Annotated in this window: 12 protein-coding genes and 1 CRISPR repeat array; of the genes, 2 read left to right on the top strand and 10 right to left on the bottom strand. The window is 66.7% G+C overall.

Annotated features, from left to right (window positions below; all coding sequences use genetic code 11):
• Positions 1–44 precede the first annotated feature (44 nt).
• Positions 45–1,992: a CRISPR direct-repeat array (repeat unit 28 nt; unit sequence GTTTCCTGCCGCGTAGGCAGCTCAGAAA).
• 83 nt (positions 1,993–2,075) lie between these two features.
• The 4 genes from AC07ZH_RS05225 to amaB form a co-directional block, all read right to left on the bottom strand.
• Complete coding sequence (locus AC07ZH_RS05225) at positions 2,076–2,495, bottom strand: XRE family transcriptional regulator (RefSeq protein ID WP_495198855.1); 420 nt, start codon at positions 2,493–2,495, stop codon at positions 2,076–2,078.
• Positions 2,496–2,895: 400 nt separating this feature from the next.
• On the bottom strand, positions 2,896–4,599 hold the full coding sequence (locus tag AC07ZH_RS05220; protein ID WP_495198854.1) for a thiamine pyrophosphate-binding protein: 1,704 nt from the start codon (positions 4,597–4,599) through the stop codon (positions 2,896–2,898).
• A gap of 8 nt (positions 4,600–4,607) precedes the next feature.
• On the bottom strand, positions 4,608–5,804 hold the full coding sequence (locus tag AC07ZH_RS05215; protein ID WP_495198853.1) for an NAD(P)/FAD-dependent oxidoreductase: 1,197 nt from the start codon (positions 5,802–5,804) through the stop codon (positions 4,608–4,610).
• A gap of 137 nt (positions 5,805–5,941) precedes the next feature.
• On the bottom strand, positions 5,942–7,474 hold the full coding sequence (amaB, locus tag AC07ZH_RS05210) for an L-piperidine-6-carboxylate dehydrogenase (RefSeq protein ID WP_495198852.1): 1,533 nt from the start codon (positions 7,472–7,474) through the stop codon (positions 5,942–5,944).
• A 164-nt stretch (positions 7,475–7,638) separates the two neighbouring features.
• Between amaB and AC07ZH_RS05205 the strand changes: the two genes are divergently transcribed.
• Complete coding sequence (locus AC07ZH_RS05205) at positions 7,639–8,526, top strand: LysR substrate-binding domain-containing protein (RefSeq protein WP_495198851.1); 888 nt, start codon at positions 7,639–7,641, stop codon at positions 8,524–8,526.
• On the opposite strand, the gene AC07ZH_RS05200 is transcribed toward AC07ZH_RS05205, so the two are convergent.
• From AC07ZH_RS05200 to purU, 5 genes are all read right to left on the bottom strand, one after another.
• The gene (locus AC07ZH_RS05200; protein ID WP_495198850.1) at positions 8,527–9,252 is read right to left on the bottom strand and encodes an LrgB family protein; all 726 of its coding nucleotides are present in this window, start codon (positions 9,250–9,252) and stop codon (positions 8,527–8,529) included.
• 196 nt (positions 9,253–9,448) lie between these two features.
• On the bottom strand, positions 9,449–9,784 hold the full coding sequence (locus AC07ZH_RS05195) for a CidA/LrgA family protein (protein WP_495198849.1): 336 nt from the start codon (positions 9,782–9,784) through the stop codon (positions 9,449–9,451).
• 12 nt (positions 9,785–9,796) lie between these two features.
• Entirely contained in the window at positions 9,797–11,332 is a 1,536-nt protein-coding gene (locus AC07ZH_RS05190; RefSeq protein ID WP_495198848.1) for an FAD-linked oxidase C-terminal domain-containing protein, read from the bottom strand.
• A 244-nt stretch (positions 11,333–11,576) separates the two neighbouring features.
• Entirely contained in the window at positions 11,577–12,473 is an 897-nt protein-coding gene (locus AC07ZH_RS05185; RefSeq protein ID WP_495198847.1) for a LysR substrate-binding domain-containing protein, read from the bottom strand.
• 18 nt (positions 12,474–12,491) lie between these two features.
• On the bottom strand, positions 12,492–13,340 hold the full coding sequence (gene purU, locus AC07ZH_RS05180; protein WP_119110072.1) for a formyltetrahydrofolate deformylase: 849 nt from the start codon (positions 13,338–13,340) through the stop codon (positions 12,492–12,494).
• Between the two features lie 49 nt (positions 13,341–13,389).
• Between purU and AC07ZH_RS05175 the strand changes: the two genes are divergently transcribed.
• Complete coding sequence (locus AC07ZH_RS05175; RefSeq protein ID WP_495198846.1) at positions 13,390–16,062, top strand: sensor domain-containing protein; 2,673 nt, start codon at positions 13,390–13,392, stop codon at positions 16,060–16,062.
• Here AC07ZH_RS05175 and AC07ZH_RS05170 read toward each other — a convergent pair whose 3' ends face one another.
• Positions 16,063–16,914 (bottom strand): ChaN family lipoprotein, encoded by an 852-nt coding sequence (locus AC07ZH_RS05170; protein WP_495198845.1) that lies wholly within the window; start codon positions 16,912–16,914, stop codon positions 16,063–16,065.
• Positions 16,915–16,960 lie beyond the last annotated feature (46 nt).

Genomic DNA, 16,960 nt, shown 5'->3' with positions numbered 1-16,960 from the left:
TCAGCTCAGAAAGCCTGCACAGTTATTGCGGCTGTTGTCATACTGTTTCCTGCCGCGTAGGCAGCTCAGAAAATGCCGCGGTGCTTGCGGCAGGGTCTGGAGTCGTTTCCTGCCGCGTAGGCAGCTCAGAAATGCGAGCAGTAACATTTTCATGGTGTGCGGTCGTTTCCTGCCGCGTAGGCAGCTCAGAAAAAATGGCGAGCAACCCAAGACCGACACTTTGCGTTTCCTGCCGCGTAGGCAGCTCAGAAATGCAGCGGGCGCGGCGGCAGCAGGTCTAAAAAGTTTCCTGCCGCGTAGGCAGCTCAGAAAATCTGCCAGAGCAGATCGAGGCGACGTACAACGTTTCCTGCCGCGTAGGCAGCTCAGAAATGTTGCAGCAGACGGCGGACGGCAAGTTCAGCGTTTCCTGCCGCGTAGGCAGCTCAGAAAAATGGGCATCAAGCCCAGCGCGGTGCGGAGCGGTTTCCTGCCGCGTAGGCAGCTCAGAAATGCTCGCCCCCTTGGTGGTGCAAGAGATTGATGTTTCCTGCCGCGTAGGCAGCTCAGAAAAACGGCGGCGGCAATGCGCGTCTCTAAATACTGTTTCCTGCCGCGTAGGCAGCTCAGAAAAGCACCGCGCGCACGCCAAGGTCGGCGCGCAGGTTTCCTGCCGCGTAGGCAGCTCAGAAACCAAATGCGCGGGCATATGGAGCGTGCGCTGGTTTCCTGCCGCGTAGGCAGCTCAGAAATTGCCCTTGGAATACTGTTCGGGCGTCATGCCGTTTCCTGCCGCGTAGGCAGCTCAGAAAAAGGGGTGCACCGGGTTGAGCGGCAACGCATAGTTTCCTGCCGCGTAGGCAGCTCAGAAAGTCAAGACGGCCCCCGCGGGGCAGTGGGAAAAGTTTCCTGCCGCGTAGGCAGCTCAGAAATTCTGGGCGGCGGTCAAATCGGCATCCAGCACGTTTCCTGCCGCGTAGGCAGCTCAGAAATGTGCCAGCTCGGCCGCAAGCTGGTCGACCTGGTTTCCTGCCGCGTAGGCAGCTCAGAAAACCAGGTCTTCGGCCGATGCTGCCAGCAGGCTGTTTCCTGCCGCGTAGGCAGCTCAGAAATGGTACAGCGCCGGCGTGCTGCGCACCGCCACGTTTCCTGCCGCGTAGGCAGCTCAGAAATACGGCGGCGCGGCGTTCGCGCCCGCCGTCGGGTTTCCTGCCGCGTAGGCAGCTCAGAAAAATGTCGGGGATGGATTTGAGCGTGAAGCTCAGTTTCCTGCCGCGTAGGCAGCTCAGAAAACACGCGCTTACCCCAGCAGGGCCGGTGTGGCGTTTCCTGCCGCGTAGGCAGCTCAGAAAACGCAGACGCGCAAAACCTGGACGTACCGATAGTTTCCTGCCGCGTAGGCAGCTCAGAAAAGCACGGCGGCGGTGCGTTTCTGCAGGTCTTGGTTTCCTGCCGCGTAGGCAGCTCAGAAAAGGTACTGTAATTCGTCTTGCGTAAATGTGGGGTTTCCTGCCGCGTAGGCAGCTCAGAAACTCAAATCCAAAGGCAGGCCGGATTACTGGAGCGTTTCCTGCCGCGTAGGCAGCTCAGAAAATCGCCGGCATCCCAGGTGCCGCGCCCATCGCGTTTCCTGCCGCGTAGGCAGCTCAGAAAGTGCAGACAAGCAGACCAGCCTTGTAGGCAGCGTTTCCTGCCGCGTAGGCAGCTCAGAAAGTCAGGCGGACCTCGGCGGGTTGCGCTTTGCGGTTTCCTGCCGCGTAGGCAGCTCAGAAATGGACAAAGAACAAGCTGCAGGGTGATGAAATGTTTCCTGCCGCGTAGGCAGCTCAGAAAAAGACCAGGCGAGCGCTGAATACAAGGCAGCAGTTTCCTGCCGCGTAGGCAGCTCAGAAATTGTAGGCTTCGATGTCGGTCAGCGCCTTGGTGTTTCCTGCCGCGTAGGCAGCTCAGAAATGCATGCTTAGCGTGACGTGCTCTTGTGTGCCGTTTCCTGCCGCGCAGGCAGCTCAGAAAATCGCCTCGAACTGGGCGACGGCGGACACCACGTTTCCTGCCACCTAGCTCCAGCGTTTGAAGGAGAAGCGCTGGCAGTGTTTTTATTTCTCGGCGCGCTCTGCTTCCTCCGCCGCGTGGGCCCTGGCGATGGCCAGGATTACGTCGCGCGCCAGACGGCGTTTGGGTACTGGAAGGCGCAGATAGATTTCGAACAATTCGCGATCCGGGTAGCCTAGCCCGGCATGCCAGATGGGTTGCCGTTCGCGTGCCTGGTGTGCTTCGCCTTCGCCATAGCCCAACTCCTGCACAGGCACGCGCAACCAGTCTGCCAAGGTGACGAGTTTCTTGTGGTCGGGCATGGTTTCCCCCTGCAGCCAGCGCCGAACGCCGTGCAGCGTCATGGGCTTGCCCCAGTGGCGCATGTTGAATTCCCGCTCCAGCACTACCGGCCTTGGTTCGTAGCCGGCTGTCGCCATTGCACCGCGTAACCGTCGCGCAAATTCTTTCTTGGCATCGTCCATAGATGCTCAGGCTACGGGGGTGGCTTTTTTCTGGAGTGACTTTGTAATATAGTTACGCTGTAAATTTGATCAATAATTACACGAAAATTGTAATTGCTCTGCCTTGCTCGGCATGGTGCTTCCTGCTGGCTTGGTTTTCCCCGGGATAGGGATAGTGATGACCCAGCATCCAGAAACACCTTCACAGTCGTTGCCCGACAACACGCATGATGGGAAAGACGATTCACCTGCATTCCTATCGAAGTCGCCGCGTTTGACACGTGACCAGCGAGAGGCTATTGAGGTCAATATCCGCCGTTTGCGTGAATTGCTTGAAAGAAAGTATTCGCGAAATTCTTCGGCCGAATAAGAAGCAGGAGGGCACCCTTGAATTGCAGGGTGCTCAGTGGCCGGCGATGTCTCACCCGCCCCGGATCTGGCTCAGCGAGCGACCCGGTGTAATCGCTTCGGGGTCGATCAGGCAGTGCAGGAGGGCGGGCAGGCGCGTGGCCTTTGCGGTTTCGCGCAGGCGTGCGAAAGCCGGGGCGAAGTCCTCGGTGCGCTCCACACGCTCGCCATGGCCGCCAAACGCCTTGGCGTAGGCGGCGAAGTCGGGGTTCTGCAACGCCGTGCCGCTCACCCGGTGCGGGTACTCGCGCTCCTGGTGCATGCGGATCGTGCCGTACATGCCGTTGTCCAGCAGCACCACGAGGAGGGGCAGCCGGTACTGCACGGCGGTGGCGAATTCCTGGCCGTGCATGAGGAAGTCGCCGTCCCCCGCGAACACCACCACCGTGCGCTCGGGCCACAGGCGCTGCGCGCCCACGCCGGCCGGCAGGCCGTAGCCCATGCTGCCGCTGGTGGGCGCGAGCTGCGTGCCGAACTGGCGGAACGGCCAGAAGCGGTGCACCCAGGTGGCGAAGTTGCCCGCGCCGTTGCAAAACACCGTGTCTTGCGGCAGGGCCTCGCGCAGGTGCTGCATCACCGCGCCCATCTGCAGGTCGCCGGGGATGTGGATCGGCGCCGGGTCGCTCCAGGCCTGGTAGGCGGCGTGCGCGGCCTGCACGGCCTGCTGGCGCTGCGGGCTCGGCGCCTGCGCGGCCTGTGTGGGCAGCGCGGCGCAAAAGGCCGTGGGCGAGGCGTTGACGGGTAGTTGCGCCTGGTACACGCGGCCGAGTTCATCGGGGTCGGGGTACACATGCACCAGCGGGATTTGCGGCGTGGGAATGTCGAGCAGGGTGTAGCCCTGCGAGGGCACTTCCGAGAGCCGCCCGCCGACGAGCAGCAGCAGATCGGCGCCGCGCAGGTGCGCCAGCAGCGCCGGGTTCACGCCCAGGCCCAGGTCGCCCGCGTAGCAGGGATGCTGGTGGTCGAACAGCATTTGGCGCCGGAACGAACAGGCCACGGGCAGGGCGTGGGCGGCGGCGAAGTCCTGGAAGCGCGCCACGGCTGCGGCGCTCCAGCGGCTGCCGCCGACGATGGCCACGGGCTTGCGGGCCTGGCCCAGGCGTTCGAGCAACTGGGTCATTTGCGCCGGGCTCGGGGCTGCCTCCATGACTTGGTAGGGGCGTGCGGTGGGCGCGTCGGCACGTTCGACCAGCATGTCCTCGGGCAGGGCCACCACCACCGGGCCGGGGCGCCCGCTGCAGGCCACGCTGAAGGCGCGCGCCACGATCTCGGGCAGGCGGCGCGCGTCGTCCACCTCCGTCGCCCACTTGGCCAGCGGGCCAAAGGCGGCGCGGTAGTCCACCTCCTGGAAGGCATCACGCCCGCGCGTGCCGCGCTCGATCTGGCCAACGAACAGCACCATGGGCGTGGAGTCCTGCATGGCAATGTGCACGCCCGCCGCCGCGTTGGTGGCGCCGGGGCCGCGCGTGACGAAGCACACGCCGGGCCGCCCGGTGAGCTTGCCGTGCGCCTCGGCCATCATGGCCGCGCCGCCTTCCTGGCGGCAGACGGTCAGTTCGATGGGCGCGTCGTGCAATGCGTCGAGCACGGCGAGGTAGCTCTCGCCGGGCACGCAGAAGATGTGCTGCACGCCATGCAGCACGAGCTGGTCGACCAGGATCTGGCCACCTGTGCGGTTGGCCGGCGTGGAGGAAGAAGAGGGCATGTCGGAGGGCATGGGCGGTCTCAGATGATGTTGCTTTCGATGAGCGGGCGGCCGTCGAGGATGCGCTGGAAGGCCAGCGGCTCCAGGTCCAGCGTCTGCCAGCGGCCTGTGTGAATGCGCTCGGCCAGGCCGCGCCCGATGGCCGGGCACTGCTGCAGGCCGTGGCCGGAGAAACCATTGGCGAAGTACAGGTTGTCGCAGGCCGGGTGCAGGCCGACGATGGCGTTGTGGTCGAACGCATTCATCTCGTAGTAGCCCGCCCAGGCGCTGCGCAGACGCAGCGCCTCAAAGGCCGGAATGCGCTCCGCCAGCGTGGGCCACACGTGGTTTTCGAAGGCGGCGTGGTCCGGTTCGAGCGGGGCATCGTCGGGGTCTTCGCCTTCGGATGGGCAAAAACCTGCGATGAAGCCCGCGCCTTCGGGCCGCAGCCAGATGCCCGAGGGGTCGATGAGCAGCGGGCAGCCAGGCAGCGCCTCGGGGCAGGTGAAGTGGAACACCGTGCGCCGCTTGGCAAACACCGGCAGGTCGATGCCCAGCCACTGCGCCACCGGGCGTGCCCAGGCGCCTGCGGCGTTGACCACGGCGCTGCACTCCAGCCGCTGGCCATCCGCCAGGCGCAGCGCGCTGATGTGCCGCACACCGCCGCTGGCCTGCGTGTCCATGCCCACGGCCTCGGCCTGCAGGTAGCGCACGCCCTGGGCCAGGGCCTTGCGCCGCAGGGCCTGCAGCAGGCTGTAGCCGTCGAACCAGCCTTCGCTGGACAGGCCCAGCGAACCGAGCGTGACGCCGTTCGTGGAGAGCCAGGGGAAGCGTTCGCGCAGCGCGTCGGGCGTGAGCAGCGCTACATCGGCGCCCATGCCGCGCTGCACCGCATGGTTGTCGCGCAGCACGGCCTCGCCTGCCGGGCTGGCCAGATAGAGGTAGCCCGCTTCGACCAAGCCGATGTCGGGGCGTTCGCCGCCCATCTGCAGCCGTGCGCCAATGTCGCGCAGGAATTCAATGCCGAATTGCGAGATGGCAATGTTGATGGGGCTGGAGAACTGCTGCCGGATCGAGCTGGCCGACAACGCCGACGAAGCCTGGGCATAGCCCGGGTCGCGCTCGACCACGGTGACTTTGCAGTCTGGGCGCTGCCGTGTCAGGAAATAGGCGATGGCGCTGCCGATGGCGCCACCGCCGATGATGGCGATGTGTGTATGCGAGGAGGAAGAAGCCATTGTGTGCCCACCTTCGGTGACAGGGGCGCCGCGCCAGACCAGGGCACCCGTGGAGCGGGCTTTGCCCGGCCACTGGGTGCGTCCCCCTCCCGCAGGAGAGGGGGGAAGGCGCGAAGCGACGCAGGGGGTGTTCGCCTCTACACGTCGAAGCGCACGCCTTGCGCGAGGGGCAGCGCGTCGCTGTAGTTGATGGTATTGGTCGCGCGGCGCATGTAGCCCTTCCAGGCGTCCGAGCCCGACTCGCGGCCGCCACCGGTTTCCTTCTCGCCGCCAAAGGCGCCGCCGATCTCGGCGCCCGAGGTGCCGATGTTCACGTTGGCAATGCCGCAGTCGCTGCCGGTGCTGGAGAGGAAGCGCTCGGCCTCGCGCAGGTCGGTGGTGAAGATGGCCGACGACAGGCCTTGGGGCACGCCGTTCTGCAGCGCGATGGCCTCGTCGAGGCTGGCGCAGGTCAGCACATAGAGGATGGGTGCGAAGGTCTCGTGCTGCACCACGCCGCTTTGCGCGGGCATGCGCACCAGGGCCGGGCGGGCGTACCAGGCGTCCTCGCCCAACGCGGCGCATTCGCGCTCGCCGCCGTGCACTGTGCCGCCCTGTTCGCGCGCCTGGGCCAGAGCGCTCTGCATCTGCTCAAAGGCAGCGCGATCCACCAGCGGGCCGACGAGCACACCGTCCGCCAAAGGGTCGCCCACGCGCACGCTGGCGTAGATGGTTTCCAGCCGTTCCAGCAGCGGCGCGGCCACGTCGCGGTGCACGATGAGGCGGCGCAGCGTGGTGCAGCGCTGGCCCGCCGTGCCCACGGCGGCGAAGGTGATGGCGCGTGCGGCCAGTTCCAGGTCGGCGCTGGGCATCACCACCATGGCGTTGTTGCCGCCCAGCTCCAGGATGCTGCGGCCAAAGCGCTGCGCCACGTCCACCGCCACGGCGCGGCCCATGCGCGTGCTGCCGGTGGCGCTGACCACGGGCACGCGCGGCGAGCGCGCCAGCAGCTCGCCCATCTCGCGCCCCCCCAGCAGCAGCGTGGCCAGGCCGTCGGGGGCGGCCACGCCTTGCTCGGCGGCAAACTCGTCCAGGGTCTGTTGCAGCAGGTGGTGGCAGGCGATGGCGCACAGCGGGGTTTTTTCCGACGGCTTCCAGGCCACGGCGTTGCCGCACACCAGGGCCAGCGCGGCGTTCCACGCCCACACGGCCACGGGGAAGTTGAAGGCCGAGATCACGCCGACCACGCCCATGGGGTGCCAAGTTTCCATCATGCGGTGGCCGGGGCGCTCGCTGGCAATCGTCAGGCCGTGCAGCTGGCGCGACAGGCCCACGGCGAAGTCGCAGATGTCGATCATCTCCTGCACCTCGCCCAACCCCTCGGAGCGCACCTTGCCGGCCTCCAGCGACACCAGCAGGCCCAGCGCCTCCTTGTGCCGGCGCAGTTTCTGGCCCAGGCGGCGCACCAGTTCGCCGCGCACGGGCGCGGGCGTGGCGCGCCACTGCAGAAAGGCGGTGTGGGCGCCCTCGATCAGGGCCTGCGCCTGCACCGGCGTGTGGCTAGACAGCTGCGCATACGCCACGCCGTCGCGGGGCGCACGCACGCTCAGGTCCTGGCCAAGCCAAGGGGTGAGGTCCAGGCCCATTTGCTGCAAAGCCGTGTCGAAGAGGGAGGTGGAAGAGGTGGTCATGAAAGCGCTTTGGAGCCAAACGATGGGTACCCCCGGCAGATGTCCTGCCCGTGCCGGTGCCGTGGGTGGTGTGCCTGCCATGGTAAGTGCGTTCAATGCACCCGATAGCTGCTATATCCTCCATAGTTGTTGAGTTTTACGAACAATTCTGGAGCGGGTTTGCCATGCGCAAAGACATCCCCAGCCTGGGCGTGCTTCAGGCCTTCGAGGCCTCTGCACGGCTGCAGAGCTTCTCGCGTGCGGCCGAGGAACTGGCCCTGACGCCCAGCGCCGTCAGCCGCCATGTCGCCGCGCTCGAAGATCGGCTGGGCGTGGCCTTGTTCGTGCGGGCCCGCCAGCGCCTGGCCTTGACGGACACCGGCCGCAGCTATGCGGCGCGCATCCGCCTGCATCTGGAGCAAATCGAGCGCGATACGCAGGAGATCCGGGTGGGGCGGGATGAAGGCTATGTGCTGCACCTGGCCGTGGTGTCCACCTTCTGCACGCAGTGGCTCATTCCGCGCCTGCCGCAGTTTGCGGCGCTGCACCCGCGCATCACGCTCAACCTCTCGGTGCGGTCCGAGGTGTTCGCTTTTGACGAGAGCGGTTTTGATGCCGCCATTTACTACGGTGACCGGCTCTGGCCCGACACGCAGGGCGGCATGGTGTTGCCCGAGGGGCCGTGTGTGCCCGTGTGCAGCCCGGCCTATGCGGCCGCACATGCCCTGCACGACGAGCAGGCTTGGCTGCACTGCCCGCACCTCACGCTGGCATCGCGCGCCAACGCCTGGCGCGGCTGGTACGCCGAGCGTGGCTGGCACTACACCTTGCACGCCTCGCGCGGGCCGCGCTACGAATTGTTCTCCATGGTGATGGCCGCTGCCGCCGCAGGCCTGGGGGTAGGGCTGGTGCCGCAGTTGCTGGCGCAGGAGTCGCTGGACAGCGAGCGCCTGGTGCCGGCGCACCCACAGGTGCTTGCGGGCGAACAGGGCTACTGGTTCGTGCACCCGCAGCACCGGCCTGGGGCTGAGGCACTGCGGGCGTTTCGCGACTGGCTGTGGGCGCAGGTTTGATCAGAACCAACCGGCGACCAGCGGAATCAGCAGCGACGCCACCACCACCTGCAGCCCCAGCGCCAGCGCGGCCCAGGCGCCAGCGTCAGCGTTCACCTGCAAGGCGCGTGCTGCGCCGATGCCGTGGGCCGCAGTGCCCATGGCAAAACCGCGCGCCATCCAGCCGACGGGGTCGGTGCCGATGCGCAGCAGCGCAAACAGCGCCTTGCCGCTGAGCGCGCCCACCAGGCCGGTGACAACGGCAAACACCGCCGCCAGCGAAGGCACGCCGCCGATCTTGTCGGCAATGCCCATGGCGACGGGGGCGGTGACCGATTTGGGCGCCAGCGACAGCACGGCTTCACGCGGCAGGTCCAAGGCCCAGGCGATGGCGACCGCGCTGCCCGCCGCTGCCGCGCCGCCCACCACCGCCGCGAGCGTGAAGCGCGCCCAGTGCGCGCGCAGTTGTACGCGCCGCTGCCACAGCGGCCAGGCCAGCGCGACCACGGCCGGGCCGAGCAGAAAGTGGATGAACTGCGCGCCGGCGAAGTAGGTAGGGTAGGCGGTGCCCGTCGCCAGCAGGCCGGTGCCCAGCACCACGATGGAGCACAGCACCGGGTTGGCCCACGGCGCCTGGCCCAGGCGCTGGTACAAGCCGAGCGCCAGCACGTACACCACCAGCGTGGCGTTCAGGCCGAACAGCGGCGTGGCCGAGAGGTACACCCAGAGCTGCACGAAGTCGGTCATGGCGTTTCTCTGTCCGGTGGCGCTGAACTGCTTATCCGTTTTCCATGGTGCGTCGCACTCCCCACGGCGCAGAGTACCCGCCTGGCCCAGGCCAGCGGCCACCGTGCAAGGGCCGCCCCGCAGCACGGGTGGCGCCCCCCTGTCCGCAGCGCGCAGCGTTGCGAGAGCGGGGGGAAGGAGCGCAGCGACATAGGGGTCACTTCATCAAGCGGCGCAGCACCAGCGCCGACACCGCCATGCCGATCCAGGTTGAGAGCACCAGCACCACCGCCAGCCGCAGCCCATAGCGGGCCAGCACGTCGAGCTGGGTGATGACGCCCACGCCCACCGGCACGAACAGCAGCGAGAGGTGCGCCAGCAGAAAATCGGCCACCGAGCGCACGCGTAGCTGGACGGCGGGCCAGCGCAGCGCGATGAGCAGCAGCACCATGCCAATCACCGGGCCGGGGTAGGGCAGGTGCAGCAGCCGCGAGAGCGCCTCGCCCAGCGACTGCAGCGTCAGCAGAATGGCCAGGCCTTGCAGCATCTGCATCGCAGTGGCCGGTCAGTAGCGGGGCAGGTCGGGGTGCGCCAGCTTGCCGCCGCGAATCAGCATCTTGCCGTACTCGGCGCAGCGGTTGAGCGTCGGGATGAGCTTGCCGGGGTTGAGCAAACCTTCGGGGTCGAAGGCGTGCTTGAGCGCCATCATCTGCGCGTTTTCTTCCCGCGAAAACTGCACGCACATGCTCGACAGCTTCTCTACGCCCACGCCGTGTTCGCCGGTAATCGTTCCGCCCATGGCCACGCTGGTCTCCAGGATCTCGGCGCCAAACAGTTCGCAGCGGTGCAGCTGGTCCGGGTCGTTGGCGTCAAACATGATCAGCGGGTGCAGGTTGCCGTCGCCCGCGTGGAACACGTTGGCGCAGCGCAGGTCGTACTTCTTTTCCATCTGCTGGATGGCCAGCAGGATGTCGGCCAGGCGCTTTCTCGGGATGGTCGAGTCCATGCACATGTAGTCGGGGCTGATGCGGCCGCTGGCGGGGAAGGCGTTCTTGCGCCCGCTCCAAAAGCGCAGGCGCTCGGCTTCCGTCTGGCTGACCGAAATGGCGGTGGCGCCGGCGCCCGCCAGCACGGTGCGCATGCGGGCGATTTCTTCTTCCACCTCCTCGGGTGTGCCATCGCTCTCGCACAGCAGAATGGCCTCGGCCGTCAGGTCGTAGCCGGCGTGGACGAAGGCTTCCACGGCGGCCGTCATGGGCTTGTCCATCATCTCCAGGCCGGCGGGGATGATGCCGGCGGCAATCACGGCGGCCACGGCGTCGCCCGCTTTGCGGATGTCGTCAAAGCTGGCCATGATGCAGCGCGCCAGCAGCGGTTTGGGGATCAGCTTGACGGTGACTTCCACCGCCACGGCCAGCATGCCCTCGCTGCCAATCACCGTGGCCAGCAGGTCGTAGCCGGGCGAATCGAGCGCGCCGCTGCCGAACTGCACGGGCTCACCTTCCATGGTGAAGCCGCGCACCGCCAGGATGTTGTGTACCGTCAGCCCGTATTTCAGGCAGTGCACGCCGCCCGAATTCTCGGCCACGTTGCCGCCGATGGTGCAGGCAATCTGGCTGCTCGGGTCGGGTGCGTAGTACAGGCCAAAGGGCGCCGCCGCCTCGCTGATGGCCAGGTTGCGGACGCCGCACTGCACGCGGGCGGTGCGGGCGCGTGGGTTCAGGTCCAGGATGCGGTTGAAGCGCGCCAGCGACAGCGTGACGCCCAGCGCGTGCGGCATGGCGCCGCCCGAGAGCCCGGTGCCGGCACCGCGCGCCACCACGGGCACGCTCAATCGGTGGCAGGTGCGCAGCACCGCCTGCACTTCGTCTTCGGTCTCCGGCAGGCAGACCACCAGCGGGCGCTGGCGGTAGGCGGTGAGGCCGTCGCATTCGTAGGGCGTGGTGTCCTCCTGGTTCCACAGCAGGCTGTGCGCGGGCAGCACGCTGGCCAACGCGGCCACCACTTCGCGTTGGCGCGCGGCGCGGTCGGGTTCGGTCGCGGGCTTGGGCGCAGCGAAAACAGGGGCGGGTGTGGGCGACTGGGCGGCGGCGGTGTTCATGGCAGCACTGTAGCCAAGCGCGCGCGCTCCGGTGTGAGCTTTCTTTCAACGGCGCGTGAATTGCGCTGCGCAGAGCGCATTCATACTATGGAATAAATAGCTGCCAGCGCTTACTGGATAAGCGCTAGAGGCCAATTTGACTTGAATTTTTTCCCGTATAGACGCTTCCTTGGGTTGCCGTGGGCCCGTCAAACCGGCGCGGCCCAGGCCAGCGGCGAAGCCGCTCAGGGGGATGTACCTGCCACTACAGCATGCTCTTGTGCAGCCAGTCGGCAAAGGCTGCGCATTCCCAGCGGTCCATCGCGCCGGTGCGCCAGCACAGGTAGTGCGCGTGCGGGCTGGGGGCGTCCAGCTCGAACAGGCGCACCAGGGTGCCGTTTTCCACCCAGGGCGCGCCGAGTTTCAGGCGCACCAGGGCGACGCCCATGCCGGCGGCGGCGGCGTCGCACATCAGGCCAACGTCGTTGAATTGCGAGCCGCCCGACGGTTCCTGCCAGGGCAGGCCGGCGGCGGAAAACCAGCTGCGCCAGGGCTCCAGGGGGCTGCGCAGCAGGGTTTCGGGGTCGAGTTCGTCCGGGCGCTCGAACGGCCCGTGTTCGCGCAGCCAGGCCGGCGAAGCCAGGGGCGTGACCACGTCGCGCGCGATTTCGCTGTGCTCCATGTCGGCGTAGTGGCCGCTGCCATAGCGCACCACCAGGTCGGCGTCCTCGGCCACGACGTCCATCAGCGGGATCGAGATTTGCAGCGCCAGATCGATCTCGGGGTAGGCCTCGCGGAAGTGGCGCAGCCGGGGAATCAGCATCACCCTGGCAAAGGTGGGGGTGACGGCGAGCTTGAGGCGGCGCTTGCCGGGCGCGCTGGCCAGGCCCGGAAAACGCTGCAGCGCGCCCAGGCCCTCGCGCACGTTGGCCAGGTAGGCAATGCCGTCGGTGGTGAGGGAAAAATCGGCACGGCCGAACAAGCGCGTGCCGATGATCTGCTCCAACTGCTTGACGCGGTGGCTCACGGCGCTGGGCGTCACGCAGAGTTCCTCGGCTGTCAGCGTCACGCTGCGCAGGCGCGCCAGGGCTTCAAAAGTGAGCAGGCACTGGATGGGTGGAATGCGCCTGAGGGGTGCAGCAATGTCGGCGGGCGAAGTCATGGCAGGCCGGGAAGTGGGCTAGCGAAACACCACAGTCTTGTGGCCGTTTTGCAGCACGCGGTGCTCGCTGTGCCACTTCACAGCGCGCGCGAGCACCTGGCTTTCGGTGTCGCGCCCACGGGCTGTCAGGTCTTCGACGGTATCGGTGTGATCGGCACGTGTAACATCTTGTTCGATAATCGGACCTTCGTCGAGGTCAGCCGTGACATAGTGCGCGGTGGCGCCAATCAGTTTGACGCCGCGCTCGTGCGCCTGGTAGTACGGCTTGGCGCCTTTGAAGCTCGGCAAAAAACTGTGGTGGATGTTGATGGCGCGCCCGGCGAGCCGCTTGCACAGTTCGTTGGACAGCACCTGCATGTAGCGCGCCAGCACCACCAGTTCGGCGCCCTCCTGCTCGATGATCTCCAGTTGGCGCGCTTCGGCATGGGCCTTGGTGGCCGCAGTGACAGGAATATGGTGAAACGGAATGTTGTAGCCGGCGGCCAGTTGGTAGAAGTCGCGGTGGTTGCTGATGATGGCGCGGATGTCGATGGGCAGCAGGCCCGATTTCCAGCGGAACAACAGGTCGTTGAGGCAATGGCCTTCACGGCTGACCAGCAGTACAGTGGGCATGGGCAGGTGCGTGGCGTGCAGCCCCCAATGCATCTGGAAGGGCTGGGCAAACTGTTCGAGCTGGGCGCTCAGAGCGGCGTGCTCATGCTCGGTGCAGGCGAACTGTACCCGCATGAAGAACAGGCCGGTGGCCGGGTCGTTGAATTGGGCGGCTTCTTCGATGTTGCCGCCGCGCTCGAGCAAGAAGCCCGAGACGGCATGCACCAGACCGAGGCGGTCCGGGCAGGACAGTGTGAGAACGTAGGCGTTGGACATAGAGGCTAATTGTCGCAGCAGGGCCGCATGCAGCGGTACAAGGTGGGGCATGAAGATACCGTGGTTGGTAGGTCGTGAGCGGGCTTGGACGCCCGGGAAGGCGGCCGCCCTGTATTTCCTTCTTGGTCTGGCCTGGGTGTGGCTGGGCGATCGTTTGCTGGCGGTGCTGGTCCACGATGCTGCGGCCATGGCACGGATGCAACTGTGGAAGGGCTGGCTGTATGTGTCGCTCACAGCCGGGCTGGCCGGTTGGCTGGTCTGGCGCTTGCGCCGTGCCGAGCAGGCGCGTGGCGCCAGCGAGCACGAGCTGACGACGATCGTGCAGCATGCTTCGGCAGGCATTGCACGCGTGGCGCTTGATGGACGCATCCTCTGGGCCAATGCGCGCTTGCTTGAGATGCTGGGTATCGACGAGAAGGCACTGGGCGCGATCGATTTCGGCACCGTGTTGCCGCCGCAGGAGCCGGCCTGGGCTGCGCACCAGATGGGGCGCCTGATGGTGGGCGAAATCGATCATTTTGTGGGGGAACGCCAGTGCCTGCGCAGCAATGGGCGCGATCCGCTGCCCACGCTGTGCACCGTGACTTCCGTGCCTGAGGGGGAGGGTGGCTGCGCCCATCTGGTTTGCGTGTTGCAAGACCTGAGCGAGATCGTGCGTGCACGCACAGCGCTCGAGCGCAGTGAGGCGCGCCTGCAATTGGCGCTCGACAGCAGTGCCAGCGGGGTGTGGGATTGGGACTTGGCCGAGCAGCGCCTGAGCTGCTCGCCTGGCATCGAGCGCATGTTGGGCTACACCGGCGACGATCTGGCGCGCGACCTGCGCTTGACCGAGTGCATTGCGCCTGCCGATCGGCGCCGGGTGTTCTCTGCCATCCGCCACGCCCTCGATACCGGCGAACCGCTCATTGAGAGCTTCAGCGTGCGCTGTTTCGATGGGCAATTGCGCTGGTTCGAGGCGCGCGGCCAGCGCTACGCGGCCGCGCACGGAGCGCCCGACCGGTTCACGGGCTTGCTGACCGACCTGAGCGGCGCCTACCATGCCGACGAGCGCCAGCGCCTGGCTGCAGCGGTGGTGGACAACGCGGCGCAGGGGGTGATCGTGACCGACGCGCAGGGATCCATCCGCTCGGCCAATGCCGCCGCGCAGCGCATCCTGGGGTACCGCGAGGCTGAAATGCTGGGGCTCAACCCGCGCATATTCCAGTCGGGTCGGCACAACCGCGCGTTTTACGAGGCACTTTGGGAGCAGTTGCTGCGCACGGGCCAATGGCAGGGCGAGTTGTGGAACAAGCGCAAGAATGGCGAAGTTTTCCCTGAGCAGGTGGCCATGAGCGCCGTGCGCGATGCCAGCGGCAGCCTCACGCATTTCATCTGCATGTTCACCGACCAATCGGAGCGCAAAGCCAGCGAGCAGCGCATCGAGTACCTGGCGGGGCACGATGCGCTGACCGGCCTGGCCAACCGCGACACGTTTTCTCAGCGGCTGGAGGCGGTGCGCGCGCAGGCGCTGGCGAGTGGCGAGCAGTTTGCTGTGTTGCAGTTGAATCTGGACCGGTTCAAGGAGGTGAACGACAGCTATGGTTACACGGTGGGAGACGCGGTGTTGCGCCACGTTGCCAGTCAGGTGCAGCGTGCCTTGCGGCCCGGCGACGTGATAGGGCGCCTGGCCGGAGACGAACTTGCCGTGGTGGCGCGGCACCTGCGCCATGCCGACGGCGCCGCGGCCGTGGCGCGCCACCTGATCGAAGCGGCGGGGACGCCCTGGCATTTGCCTGAAGGTATCGAGGTGGTGGTCGGTGCCAGCGTGGGCATCTGCATGTTCCCGGCGCATGTGGAATCCACCGAAGCACTGCTGCAGGGCGCGCATGCGGCCGTCTACGGCGCCAAGGCGCTCGGACGGGGCGCCTGGTGTTTCTATGAAGAAGGCATGACGCAGGGCGCGCGCGAGCGCCTGGCGGTGGAAGCAGGCCTGCGCCGCGCGCTGGCGAATGGCGAGCTGCGCTTGTACTACCAACCTCAGGTCAGTGTGGCGAGCGGGCGCATCGTTGGCGCGGAAGCCTTGCTCCGCTGGCAGGACCCGCAGGAAGGGCTGGTCTCGCCCGCCCGCTTCATTCCCGTTGCCGAGTCGTCCGGCCTGATCGCCCCCATCGGGCAGTGGGTCTTACTGGAAGCCTGCCTCCAGGCCCAGCGCTGGCGCTCTGCGGGCCTGGGGTCCATGACCATGGCCGTCAATGTTTCGCCGCGGCAGTTTGCGCTCAGCGATCTGGTGGCCGTGGTGGGCGATGCGCTGGCGCAAAGCGGTTTTCCGGCGACTTCTCTGGAGCTGGAAATTACCGAAAGCGCTCTGGCCGAGCGGCCCGAGCAGGCGCTGGCCTTGCTGACGAAGCTTGGTGACCTGGGGCCGCGCTTGTCGGTGGACGATTTCGGCACCGGCTACTCATCTCTGGCGCACATCAAGCGCTTTCCCATCGATGTGCTCAAGATCGATCAGAGCTTTATCCGCGAAATCCCTGAAAGCGGCGAAGACATGGCGATCAGCTCGGCCATCATTGCCATGGGCCACAGCCTGGGCCTGGCGGTGCTGGCCGAAGGGGTCGAGACGCCGGCGCAGCTCGATTTTCTGCGCCAGCGCGGTTGCGACAGCTACCAGGGCTATTTGCGCAGCCGCCCCGTACCGCCCGACGCCTTCGAGGTGCTGCTGCGCGATCAGCTCGCGGGTTGATTAGCTTCCCGACAACTTGCGCAGCGGCGCGCACGCGTCCTGCGGCGGCAGTTCTGCAGTGACAGAGGTCAAATCTGCTTCATTTTCAATAGCTGTTTGCGCTTGTCCTGTTTGCGCTTGTCCTGATTGCGCTAGTGCCACTTTTATCTCTAAATTTTTCGGCAAATACACCGGTACGCCGCGGCTGCGCAGCACGTGGCCGCCGCCGGCAATCAGCAGCACTGTCTGGCCCGGCCCGCGCGGCGCCGCAGCCAGCGCGCGCGCCATGCTCTGGTCGCGCGCCATCTGGATGCGCACCATGCCAGGCAGTTGCGCCTCGGGCAGCAGGTCGCAATGGCCTTCGCGCACGGCGCTGAACTGGTCCGCGAGCGCGGCGGCTGGCAGCAACTGGTCGAGCGCGGTGTTGTTCATGGCCTCGCGCATAGCCGTGCGCGGCAGGTTGCCGCCAAAAACCGGCACGCCGGCACGCACCGCCGCCATGACCGCCCCCGCATAGTGCTGCCAGGGCCACCATTGCTCATCCCAGCCCAGCGCTGCGCGCACAGTGGCTTCGTCGGCGCTGGGTGGCAGCGCCTGGGTGCTGTGGCCAGCCTCGGCCATTTCCATCACCACTGCAGACAGGCGGCCTTGCGCGGCGAGCCATTGCACCGCCGTGCGTTCCATGGCCTGGTGGGCGGGGGCGTCGTGTTGCTCGCCCAGCAGCATGACGTCGGCCGGCAGCAGCGCTGCCAAGCTCTGGGGCCAGCCATCGGGCAGGCGGGCCGGTGCCGCACAGCCGAGGAGCAGCGCCAGCGCAACCGCGCTCACGGGGCGCAGCCAGTGGGCAGGCGTGGGGGGAAAGGCAGTCTTCATGCACTGCATGCTACTGGGGGAGCGTTCTGCGCACTGTGCCCGGGGT

This window comes from Simplicispira sp. GW247-4R2A (assembly GCF_059424465.1).
This window is presented reverse-complemented; position numbering and strand designations above follow the sequence as displayed.

What these genes read in the sequence shown, in the direction of transcription:
- AC07ZH_RS05225 (WP_495198855.1), bottom strand. Translation starts at nt 2,495, where the DNA reads ATGGACGATGCCAAGAAAGAATTTGCGCGACGGTTACGCGGTGCAATG.
- AC07ZH_RS05215 (WP_495198853.1), bottom strand. Translation starts at nt 5,804, where the DNA reads ATGGCTTCTTCCTCCTCGCATACACACATCGCCATCATCGGCGGTGGC.
- AC07ZH_RS05175 (WP_495198846.1), top strand. Translation starts at nt 13,390, where the DNA reads ATGAAGATACCGTGGTTGGTAGGTCGTGAGCGGGCTTGGACGCCCGGG.
- AC07ZH_RS05195 (WP_495198849.1), bottom strand. Translation starts at nt 9,784, where the DNA reads ATGCAGATGCTGCAAGGCCTGGCCATTCTGCTGACGCTGCAGTCGCTG.
- AC07ZH_RS05205 (WP_495198851.1), top strand. Translation starts at nt 7,639, where the DNA reads ATGCGCAAAGACATCCCCAGCCTGGGCGTGCTTCAGGCCTTCGAGGCC.
- AC07ZH_RS05190 (WP_495198848.1), bottom strand. Translation starts at nt 11,332, where the DNA reads ATGAACACCGCCGCCGCCCAGTCGCCCACACCCGCCCCTGTTTTCGCT.
- AC07ZH_RS05220 (WP_495198854.1), bottom strand. Translation starts at nt 4,599, where the DNA reads ATGCCCTCCGACATGCCCTCTTCTTCCTCCACGCCGGCCAACCGCACA.
- AC07ZH_RS05200 (WP_495198850.1), bottom strand. Translation starts at nt 9,252, where the DNA reads ATGACCGACTTCGTGCAGCTCTGGGTGTACCTCTCGGCCACGCCGCTG.
- AC07ZH_RS05170 (WP_495198845.1), bottom strand. Translation starts at nt 16,914, where the DNA reads ATGAAGACTGCCTTTCCCCCCACGCCTGCCCACTGGCTGCGCCCCGTG.
- purU (WP_119110072.1), bottom strand. Translation starts at nt 13,340, where the DNA reads ATGTCCAACGCCTACGTTCTCACACTGTCCTGCCCGGACCGCCTCGGT.
- AC07ZH_RS05185 (WP_495198847.1), bottom strand. Translation starts at nt 12,473, where the DNA reads ATGACTTCGCCCGCCGACATTGCTGCACCCCTCAGGCGCATTCCACCC.
- amaB (WP_495198852.1), bottom strand. Translation starts at nt 7,474, where the DNA reads ATGACCACCTCTTCCACCTCCCTCTTCGACACGGCTTTGCAGCAAATG.